Raw genomic sequence first — 9,197 nt, 5'->3', positions numbered from 1 at the left:
TAGGAACCCAGATGGGTGGGTGGATCGAAGATGCGCTGGCCACGATGGTCCCCGGTCGCACGGTGGGGAGGTCCGGCCCTCGTCGCACTGGCCGTCCTCGCCGTGCTCGTCGGCACGGCGGGCAGGCCCGGCGGACAGGCGGCGGCCGCCGCGGCCGCCGCACAGAACCCGCTGTCGGTGACCTTCGTCGCCCGCTCCTGTCCGCAGTACAGCGACGTGATGGCCAACAAGGCGCGCAACAACATCCAGGAGTCGCTGCGCGACCTCGGCCCCGACTCCAACTACGCCTCCAACGAGGCCGTGTCCGCGGCCAAGGAGGCCGCCGGCACCCCGCTGCCGCCGTGCCAGGCGCTGCCCGGCTGGACGTTCTCCACCGGCCGGGGCATCAGCAACAAGTCCGACGCCACGCTCAACCTGTCCACCGTGACCACCCCGATCCGGCAGAACATCACCACCGGCGCGTCCACCCCGGAGCTCGACGCACAGGGCAACCCGACCGGGCGGCAGCTGGAGGGCGCGGTCACCGTGCCGCTCAACTCGGCCGAGATCAGCGCCTCTTCGGGCCTCGTGGTGCAGGGCGGCACCAAGTCCGCGACGCTGAACGGCATGCAGGAGCAGTACGGGTTCGCCGCGCTGCGCTGCGCCCAGGACGCGTTCAACGGCGACAACGTCGAGTACGTGAGCTTCCCGTCCGGCGCGCGCCACGTCTTCTGCTACTACTACGCGATCACGCCGCCGCCGGACGCCGGCACCATCACCGTCGTCAAGAAGGTGGCGCCCGACAGCCCCGGCGAGGGCCAGTTCCGCTTCGACGGGACGCTGTCCTACGGCGACACGAACGGCGACGGCACCAACGACTTCGTACTCGGCGCCTTGGCGCAGCGGCAGGCCTCGCAGACGTTCGTGCGGGCCGCGGGCGGCGAGCCGTGGACGTTCAAGGAGGTCGTCCCGCCCGGCAGCGGATGGGTCGCGCCGACCATGCCCGACTGCACCATCGTCGCGGCCGGCGGCGGGGAGGGCAGCAGTCAGGTCCAACGGGACTCGGCCGGCGCGGTCAGTGTCGTGCTCGCCGCCGGTGACACCGTGACCTGCACGTACACCAACACCCGCGCGTCCGGCGGCGCGCTGCTTGAGAAGGAGTCGATCGGCGGCACCGGCACCTTCGACATCGACGTGCAGCCGCCGTCGGGCTCCGCCCCGTTCGACGTCTCGCCGGTCACGACCACCCGCCAGGGCGTCCCGGTCACGGTCGTCGAGGCCCCCGACGGGGCGCTGCCGGGGCACTACGAGGTCTCCGAGAAGGTCCCCGCCCCGGACGGCACCGGCACCTGGGAGCTGGTCGGCGCGAACTGCAACGGCACCGACGTGCCGATCACCCGCACGGACCCCGACGAGGCCGATCCGAACGGCAGGTGGCACGCCTCCTACGACGTGACCTCGGCCGCCGACGCCCGCTGCCTGCTGACCAACCGGTTCACGCCCGGCGGCGCCATCGACATCGAGAAGGTCACCGAGGGCGGCACCGGAACCTTCTCCTACGCCATCACCTCGCACCCGCGCGGCCGCGCCGCCCTGGTGCCGCACACCGACCGGGCCACCGCCACCACCGTGACCGAGGGCGTGCCGGTCACCGCGCACCCCGACGGCAGCACCACGGGCCCGGCCGTCGACCAGCTCGCCGTCGACAACCAACTCCAGTACATGGTGCAGGAGTTCATGCCGCCGGCCACCGCCGCGGGGCACTGGGAGCTGGTCGACGCGGACTGCGGCGACGCGGAGCTTCGCGTCGACCGCCCGTCGGCGAGCGTGACGCTCGTCCTGACGCCCGACCAGCCCCGGCCCACCTGCCGCTTCACCAACCGCTTCGTCCCCGTCGGCACCCTCGACGTCACCAAGCACACCACCGGCGACACCGGGCTGCGCCCCGACGGCGCCGAGCTGACCCTGAGCTGCGCCGACGGCACGACGGACACGCTGACCGTGGCGTCGGGCACGACGTCCGCACAGGTCCCGCGGCACACCTTCGCGGCCGACACCACGTGCACGCTCAGCGAGCCGGAGACCGGCGCGGGCGACGGGGTCGACGTGACGACGACGGCGACCGTGTCCGTGGACGGCGGCACACCGACGAAGATCACCCTCGGTGACCCGTTCCCGGTACGGGCCGGGGAGGCGGTCACCGTCGAGATCACCAACGCGTTCGCGACCGAACCGCCGACGTCCCCGCCCCCCACGACCACGCCCACGACCACTCCCACGCCCACCGCCACGCCCCCGGCCACGCCCACGCCCACGCCCACGGTGCCCACACCGGGCCCGAGCGGCGGTCCCTCCGTTCCGCCCGGGCCGCCCGGCGACCACCTGGCCGACACCGGCGGCTCCACCACCGCGCTGTGGGTGGCCTGCGCGGGAGCCCTCGCCGTGGCCCTGGGCACCCTCACGGTGACGGCGATGCGCCGCCGCACGTAGGTCCTGTCCGGAGTCGGCTCAGGGGAGCGCCAGCCCCCACGCCCCGGTGCGCACCGTCCACGTGCGTCTGCGCACCGGGCCGCCGATCGTCACCGAGTCCGCCCGGTAGCGGAAGTCGGTGCCGGTCACGGTGATCGTCCGCGCCCGGGCGGTCAGCGGCGGGGCCGCCGCGTCCACCGCCACGGGCCGCACCTCCACCCGGGCCAGACCGGTGCCGGTGGCGGGCCCCACCGAGACCCCCTCCACCGGCTGGTCGAGGTCGACGAGCGTCACCCCGTCCGCCTCGACCCGCAGCCGCGCGGGGCCGCCGGCCTCCGGCGCCGCGGGCCGCACCGGACGCGCCGCGAGGGTGCGCACCAGCGACCTGCACGTCCGCAGCCAGGGCCGGCCCGCCGGACCCGGCTCCGCCACCGGCGGGATGCGCAGGTCCCCGAGCACCACCCCGTCGCTGTCGTCCACCAGCAGATCGAGCCGCCGCTCCCGGCCGTCCAGCGCCACGCGCGCCGCCGCCACCGTCCCCGTCGGCACCCCCAGCGAGCGCGCCAGCGAGACGGCCGCCCCCACCGGCACCATGGAGAACACCGCCCCCGACAGCTCCCGCTCCCGGTGCAGCAGGGACACCGCACGCAGCAGCGCCCGGTCGTCACCGACCACCACGGGTCGCCGCGCACCCCGCTTGGCCAGCGCTTTCGCGAATTCCTCCGGTCCTTCGGGCAGACACACCTTGGCGGTGGCGCCCGCGCACAGCACGTCCTTGGCGATGCGGACCGACTCCCCGTCCGCGCGCCGCGCGACAGGGTCGACGATCACCAGCAACTGCCGGGACAGCGGGACCTCGCCGCCACGGTCGGACGGATGGCTCTCATGATCCAAAGCCGCCACCTCGGCCCTGCCTCGCTTCCTCGGGTAGCATCTTTGTGCAAGAGCCCCTTGCGCTATTGCGCCAGGGGCTTGGTCTATTCCGGGGCACCCCAAGGCTCACGAAGGCCCGCCGCACCGACGCGGCGCCGGCCCCTTGACCTTGGACATGCCCCGCCCGGAAGGGGTGTACGCCTGTGCCCGCACTTGTGCTGCTCGGTGCTCAGTGGGGTGACGAAGGCAAGGGAAAGGCCACCGACCTGCTCGGTGGATCCGTGGACTATGTGGTGCGCTACCAGGGCGGCAACAACGCCGGTCACACGGTCGTCGTAGGCGACCAGAAGTACGCGCTGCATCTCCTCCCTTCCGGAATCCTCTCCCCGGAGTGCACGCCAGTCATCGGAAACGGCGTCGTCGTCGACCCGTCGGTCCTGCTCTCCGAGCTGAGCGGTCTGAACGAGCGCGGCGTCGACACGTCCAAGCTCCTGCTCAGCGGCAACGCCCACATCATCACGCCGTACAACGTGACGGTGGACAAGGTGACCGAGCGCTTCCTCGGCAAGCGCAAGATCGGCACCACGGGCCGTGGCATCGGCCCGACGTACGCGGACAAGATCAACCGGGTCGGCATCCGCGTCCAGGACCTCTACGACGAGTCGATCCTCACCCAGAAGGTCGAGGCGGCTCTCGAGGGCAAGAACCAACTGCTCACCAAGGTCTTCAACCGCCGCGCCATCGAGGCGGAGCGGGTCGTCGAGGAGCTCCTCGGCTACGCGGACCAGATCAAGGGCTACGTCGCCGACACGACCCTGATCCTGAACAACGCGCTCGACGAGGACAAGGTCGTGCTGTTCGAGGGCGGCCAGGGCACGCTCCTCGACATCGACCACGGCACGTACCCCTTCGTCACCTCGTCGAACCCGACCGCGGGCGGCGCCTGCACCGGGGCCGGCGTCGGCCCGACGAAGATCAGCCGCGTCATCGGCATCCTCAAGGCGTACACCACGCGGGTCGGCGCGGGCCCGTTCCCGACCGAGCTGTTCGACGAGGACGGCGAGGCGCTGCGCCGCATCGGCGGCGAGCGCGGCGTCACCACCGGCCGTGACCGCCGCTGCGGCTGGTTCGACGCGGTCATCGCCCGCTACGCGACCCGCGTGAACGGCCTGACGGACTTCTTCCTCACCAAGCTCGACGTCCTCACCGGCTGGGAGCAGATCCCGGTCTGCGTGGCCTACGAGATCGACGGCAAGCGCGTCGAGGAGCTGCCGTACTCGCAGTCCGACTTCCACCACGCGAAGCCGGTCTACGAGATGCTGCCGGGCTGGTCCGAGGACATCACGAAGGCCAAGACCTTCGCGGACCTCCCCAAGAACGCGCAGGCGTACGTGAAGGCGCTGGAGGACATGTCCGGCGCCCCGATCTCGGCGATCGGCGTCGGCCCCGGCCGCACCGAGACGATCGAGGTCAACTCGTTCCTGTAAGGGAGCGGCTGGATCCCCGGGTGCCCCGGTCCGCTGCGGCGGGCCGGGGCACCGGTGCGTCTCAGACCCGGTGCAGCACGGTGCGCTCCTGCCGGTCCTTGCCGCTGACCAGGACGAAGGAGCCGCTCTCGCGCACGTAGGTGTACGCGGTGCCACCGGTGCGGCAGCGCGGGTGGTCGCCCATCCGGCGCACCTGGTTGGCGGTGGTGACCAGGTGCTGGTCGACCTGGTCGAGGACGACCGCCGACCAGAGGCACTCACCGCCCTGGACGGTCTCGGTGCCGGTCACCATGGCGCTGCCGTAGTCGCCGGGCTGAACGGTCACGCTCCACCTGCGGTCCGACGACCGCCACAGTCCCGTGTAGGCCGGATCGAGACCGGACTCGGAGCCGGAGCTCCGCTGCAGGATGATCTGGCTGTCCGGCCGGGTGCCGGGGATGCTGACGCCGGACTCGTCGGAGCGCAGCTTCAGCTGTGTCCCGAGGCCGCACCGGGAGTGCGGGAGGCGGGCGGGGACCGTCCAGCGGACGTTGTGCTCGCCCAGGGTCAGGGTGGAGCTCCACCGGCCGTCGGCCGTGCCGAGCACCAGGGACGCGCCGACGCAGATGCCGTCCTCGGTCGCGCTGACGAACTCGGCCCCCTGGGCGCCCTTGCGGGGGTTCGAGGCGATGTCCAGGCGCAGCTGCCGCTTCCCGCCGTCCGTCTCCGCCAGCCAGGTCCCGGCGAAGCGCGGGCGGGCGGCGGGCCCCTGCGCGGTGACGGTCTGCTTCTCGCCGTCGTGCCACGCGTCCACGGCGTCCGAGACGAGGTAGCCGCCGACCCCGAGGGAAGCGGCCGCGGCCACGCCCACCACGCCCGCCGTCACCCGCCGGGACACCCGGGTCCGCCGTGACACCGGCGCCACCCGGACGTGCGGCGGCCGGATCCCCGACTCCGGCACGTCGAGCGGGTCGACGGGGAGGAGCGGGTCGACGGGGAAGGGGGACGTGAACTCCCCGGTCATGTCCCAGAGCTCGACGGGCTGCGCCCCGCCGGAGCCGGAGCCGGAGCCGGAGCCCGCGCCCTTGCTCGCGCCCGCCCCCGGCGCGGCCCCGCCCAGCCGCTGCGGCTCGTCCGGCACCGCCTTCGACGCCGCCCGGTCCAGCCGGGTCAGCAACGCCTCGGGCAGCCATCCGCCGGGCGGGGCGAGCCGGGTCCGGTCCACGACACCGGTGACGGACGGCCGCTCGGCGGGGTCCTTCGCCAGGCATTCCCGCACCAGATCCACGAGCGCCTCCGGTACGCCGCTCAGATCCGGTTCCTCGTAGGCGATCCGGAACAGCAGCCCGTGCACACCGCTGCCCTCCTCGCCGGCGAACGGCGAGCGCCCGGTGGCCGCGTACGCGAGCACGCACCCCAGCGAGAACACGTCGCTGGCCGGCACCACCCCGTCCCCGCGGACCTGCTCGGGGGACATGTACTCCGGGGAGCCGACCAGGACCCCGCGCGGGGTGATCGTGCTGTCCGGCGACGCGTCGAGGGCGTGCGCGATCCCGAAGTCGATCACGCGCGGCCCGTCGACCGTGAGCAGGACGTTCGACGGCTTGAGGTCGCGGTGGACGAGGCCCGCCGCATGGATGCCGCGCAGCGCGAGCCCCATCCGGTTGGCGAGGACGTGGGCGGAGGCGGACGGCAGGGGGCCGAAGTCGCCGCGCACGACGGCGTGCAGCGTCGGACCGGGCACGTAGGCGGTCGCCACCCACGGCACCTCGGCCTCGGTGTCCGCGTCGAGCACCGGCGCCGTCCACCGCCCGTCGACCCGCCGGGCGGCCCGCACCTCGCGCGCGAACCGCCGCCGGAAGTCGTCGACCTGGGCCAGCTCGGGCCGGACCAGCTTCACCGCGACGGTGTCCGCGCCGCCCGGCGACCCGTCGCCGGGCCGGGCGAGATACACCCGGCCCATGCCGCCCGCACCGAGCCTGCCGAGCAGACGGTACGGGCCGATGCAGGACGGGTCGTCGGAGGCCAGGGGCTGCATGCGCGGGATCCTTGCACAGGCGGGGCGGGGCTGGCCCCGGGAACGGCGATACGTCCGGCGCACCGGCGCCTGCCGTCAGCCCCCGAGCACCGCGCCGAACTGGGGCGCGCCGGAGGTGGAGACCCCCACGGCCGACGGGGAGAGCGAGACGGCGCCCGTCGTGGTGATCCGGCCGCCGGCGGACTTGAGGACGGTGAGCGCGCCGTTGCCGGCGTTCTCGCCGCTGACGCCGATGGCCAGGTCCGACCTGCCGTCGGCGTTGAAGTCCGACAGCAGGACATCGGTGCCGAACAGGTCGCTCCGCTCGCTGCTGCCCGGGACACCGGCGGTGTTCTGGGTGAAGGTCTGGGAGCCGGTTCCGGTGACGCCCGAGCCGGAGCCGTACAGGACGGTCACGGCGCCGCTGTCGTCCGTGCCCGAGGTCGTGCCGTCCTCGGATATCGCGCCGACGGCGATGTCGCTGAGGCCGTCGCCGTTGATGTCGCCGACGCTGACCTCCCAGCCGAACAGGTCCGAGGCCTCGCCCGAGCCGGGCACGCCCGCCGTGTCCTGGGACACCACCGTGGTGCCGCCGTCGGGGCCGGTTGCGGAGCCGTAGGTGACGTGGATGTTGCCGCCGGCGGACGTGCCGGGCTGCTCCTCGGAGTTGGACGAGTCGGCGGTCAGTCCGGTGACCACGTCACCGAAGCCGTCGCCGTTGATGTCGCCGATGTCGCTGATGACACCGCCCGGCAGCCGGGTGGCGGTGGCGGAGGGGCCGGAGGCCGTGCCGGGCAGGTAGTAGTTCACGAGGTAGTCGCCACCGGAGGCGATGTTGCCGCTGACGAGGAGGTCGTCCTTGCCGTCGGCGTTCACGTCGCCCGCCGTGAGCTTGTACAGGTGGTAGGGGCTGGTCGACCGCAGCGGAGTGGTGACGGCGGTGGCCGAACCGATCGAATCGGTCTTGGAGATGCCGCCCTTGAAGACGCGGACGGACTTGGACGTGTCCGCCGTCGCGAGGTCCGTCTTCGCGTCGCCGTCGAAGTCTCCCGCGGCGACGTCGAAGCCGAAGCGGTCGTGGCTGGAGGGCGCCGGGTCGTTGAGGGTGGTGCCGCCCTTGAGACCACTGGAGGAGCCCCACAGGACGGTGACGGTCCCACCGTCGGCGTCGCCGGGCATGTCCTCGTACGGGGTGCCGACGGCGAGGTCCGTGAAACCGTCCCGGTTGAAGTCGCCCGGGGACGTGGCGTACCCGAACTGGTCGCCGGCCTCGGGGGTGCCCGGCACACCCGTGGAGCTCTGCGTGATCGTGGCGCGCCTGGCGGCGCTGATCCCGCTCGCCGAGCCGTAGAACACCGTGATCTGTCCGGCCTTCGCGTGGCCGCCGACGGACGCCTCGGGGGAGGACACCGCGACGTCCGGGTACCCGTCGAGGTTGAAGTCGGCCTCGTGCGGCTGGGTCGCGGAGGCGCCGGGCACCGCCGACGCGGTGCCCGCGGAGAGCGAGACCAGGCCGCCGGTGAGTGCGGCGGCCGCGGTGGCCGCGGCGGCGAGGCGGGTCCGGCCGGGTCTGACGACGGGGGTGCGCTTGTGCTTGGGCATGGCTGCTGCTCCTGCGGCGGTTCAGAAGTGCGGATGGGCGCACAGGAGACTCACGTGGGACGCCGAAGGTTGTACCTGCGGGGAAGCCGGTGGCGGACCGGCGTGCCGGGCTCAGCCCGACCGGTCGTACGTCAGGGTCTGCGTCTTTCCGTCCAGGCCCGTCATGACCCGGCGCAGCTGGCCCGACGGCAGGATCGTGACCGTGCTCGGCTTGCCGGGGGTGCAGGCCGAGGCGGGCTCGGCGATCACCGGGTCGGTGCCGCCGATCCGCAGCGTGGAGTCCGTCGCCGACGTCAACTCGCCCTCGAACAAGCAGTGGTAGGGCTGCCCGTCCTTCTGCGGGCCGTCGGCCGTCATCGACAGGACCGTGTCACCCGGCTCGCCCTGCTGGATGGTGATCTGCCGCGGATGGTGCCCGGTCGCGTTGTCGATCGCGCCCGACCACGTGCCGAGGAACTTCGCCGGTATCTCGCCCGCGGCCGACTGCGGCGTCTCGGCGGGGGCGCTGGACGTGTCGGGCGTGGACGGATCCTGGCCCTGGGTGGACGGGGCGGGCGAGACGGGCGCGGAGGCGGACGCGGGGGTCTGCTTGTTCTCCTGCGCGGTGGGCGACGAGCCGTCGTCCTTCATCAGGGCGTACACGGAGCCGCCCGCGCCGATCGCCACGATCAGGGCGACCGCGATCAGCGCCGCCGTGGAGCGGCCGCGCCGCGGCTCCTGCTGCGGGGAGCCCAGGGGCAGGACCCCCGGTCCGTAGGGCGGGGTGTGGCCCCAACTCCCTTGCACCGCAG

At 73.3% G+C, this 9,197-nt stretch carries 5 protein-coding genes and 1 pseudogene; 2 read left to right on the top strand and 4 right to left on the bottom strand.

Translation table 11 applies throughout. The features are described from left to right. The first annotated feature begins 30 nt into the window (after positions 1-30). Complete coding sequence (locus M4J07_RS44535) at positions 31-2,469, top strand: prealbumin-like fold domain-containing protein (RefSeq protein WP_255982445.1); 2,439 nt, start codon at positions 31-33, stop codon at positions 2,467-2,469. Positions 2,470-2,487: 18 nt separating this feature from the next. Here the strand turns inward: M4J07_RS44535 and M4J07_RS44530 are convergent, their stop codons facing one another. Next, positions 2,488-3,342 (bottom strand): diacylglycerol kinase family protein, encoded by an 855-nt coding sequence (locus M4J07_RS44530; protein WP_255982443.1) that lies wholly within the window; start codon positions 3,340-3,342, stop codon positions 2,488-2,490. 182 nt (positions 3,343-3,524) lie between these two features. On the opposite strand from M4J07_RS44530, the gene M4J07_RS44525 reads away from it, so the two are divergent. Then, positions 3,525-4,808: an adenylosuccinate synthase gene (locus M4J07_RS44525; RefSeq protein ID WP_255982442.1), complete on the top strand. Its 1,284-nt coding sequence runs from the start codon at positions 3,525-3,527 to the stop codon at positions 4,806-4,808. Between the two features lie 61 nt (positions 4,809-4,869). Here M4J07_RS44525 and M4J07_RS44520 read toward each other — a convergent pair whose 3' ends face one another. The 3 genes and pseudogenes from M4J07_RS44520 to M4J07_RS44510 form a co-directional block, all read right to left on the bottom strand. Beyond that, complete coding sequence (locus tag M4J07_RS44520) at positions 4,870-6,825, bottom strand: serine/threonine-protein kinase (RefSeq protein WP_255982440.1); 1,956 nt, start codon at positions 6,823-6,825, stop codon at positions 4,870-4,872. Between the two features lie 75 nt (positions 6,826-6,900). Beyond that, the gene (locus tag M4J07_RS44515) at positions 6,901-8,406 is read right to left on the bottom strand and encodes an FG-GAP-like repeat-containing protein (protein WP_255982438.1); all 1,506 of its coding nucleotides are present in this window, start codon (positions 8,404-8,406) and stop codon (positions 6,901-6,903) included. Positions 8,407-8,517: 111 nt separating this feature from the next. Beyond that, positions 8,518-9,197: pseudogene (locus tag M4J07_RS44510) on the bottom strand (serine/threonine protein kinase); the annotation flags it as partial.

This window comes from Streptomyces longispororuber (assembly GCF_024448165.1).
In the GTDB taxonomy this organism is placed as follows: domain Bacteria; phylum Actinomycetota; class Actinomycetes; order Streptomycetales; family Streptomycetaceae; genus Streptomyces; species Streptomyces longispororuber_A.
Note: the sequence above shows the minus strand (reverse complement) of the source record. Positions and strands in the feature narration are given on the sequence as shown.

Coding starts and splice junctions, on each gene's coding strand:
- M4J07_RS44535 (WP_255982445.1), top strand. CDS start 31: ATGCGCTGGCCACGATGGTCCCCGGTCGCACGGTGGGGAGGTCCGGCC.
- M4J07_RS44520 (WP_255982440.1), bottom strand. CDS start 6,825: ATGCAGCCCCTGGCCTCCGACGACCCGTCCTGCATCGGCCCGTACCGT.
- M4J07_RS44515 (WP_255982438.1), bottom strand. CDS start 8,406: ATGCCCAAGCACAAGCGCACCCCCGTCGTCAGACCCGGCCGGACCCGC.